The organism is Streptomyces sp. NH27 (genome assembly GCF_056859195.1).
Window position 1 is genome coordinate 1 of record NZ_JACEGK010000974.1, and the last position, 1,131, is coordinate 1,131.

At 70.9% G+C, this 1,131-nt stretch carries 1 protein-coding gene; it reads left to right on the forward strand.

The genetic code is table 11. The features are described 5' to 3' along the window. A partial coding sequence (locus AC13HU_RS37495) for a DUF8017 domain-containing protein (protein WP_483046476.1) occupies positions 1–994 on the forward strand: 994 nt, incomplete at its 5' end. Positions 995–1,131 lie beyond the last annotated feature (137 nt).

Here is a 1,131-nt window from a genome sequence, read left to right on the forward strand (position 1 = left end):
CGGGCAGCGCGCGCCCGCCAACCCGTATGCGCAGCCCGGCTACCAGCAGCCCCAGCAGCAGCCTGGACAGCCGCAGCCCGGCGGCTACCCGACCCCGCAATCCTGGGGCCCGGCCGGCCCCGGGACTCCCGGTGCTCAGAGCGGCCCCGGCGGGCAGCCGCCCGAGAAGGACAACCGGAAGCTGACCATAGGCATCGCCATCACCGCCTCGCTCGCGGTCATCGCGGCCGTGGCGGTGGGCGCCGTCTACCTCACCGGCAAGCACGACAAGAAGGACGACGCGAAGGGGCCCGCCACGCCCACCGCGACGACACCGGCGAAGCCGACCGCCACCCCCTCCACGAGCGCACCCGACGACACCGGTGGCGACGACGACAACCCGCGCAACGGCGGCAGCGGCGCCGATCTGAAGCCGGTCGTCCCCGGTTGGAAGGTGGTCCACCGCGACAAGCGCAACGTCGCCTTCGACGTGCCGCCGGACTGGACGGTCGGCCCCGAGGGCATGGACATCGCCTTCACCGACAAGAACGGCGACCCGCAGGAGGCGATGGGCGCCCCCGCCTACTACAAGCACTCCTGGTGCAAGTCTTCCACCGGCGAGGCGGACCGCGCGGCGGTCGGCACCAAGGGCGGCAGCGGCGCCAAGAGCCTGAAGAACGCCGCCGACAACGAGGCCGAGGCATGGGCGTACTGGGCCTACCAGGACAACGGCAAGGGCACCTTCTCCAAGGCGGAGAACAGCAAGGCGTTCACGAACGACTACGGCATCAGCGGCTGGCAGTCCGAGGCCACCGCCACCAAAGTGGTGAAGGCCAACAAGTGCACGCCGCCCAGCGGCATCGCCTACACCGTCGCCTGGCTGGACCCCTCCCAGAAGACGCCGACGCCGGTGGTGTGGGTGCTCTACGCCGACACCGGCGTGCCCGACCAGCTCTCGCAGTCCATCGTGGACAAGATCAAGAGCACCATCCGCCCGCTGAAGCAGCAGCCGTAGCAGTAGCAATAGCAGGCACCAACAGGGGAGCAGCGGACCGGGGAAGGGCGGGGGAAGTGGGCGAGAGCGCGCGACGGCGGCGACCGGCGGCGATAACCGTTGGCGCACCACCCGGGCGTTCCTGGATAGTGCCCGGG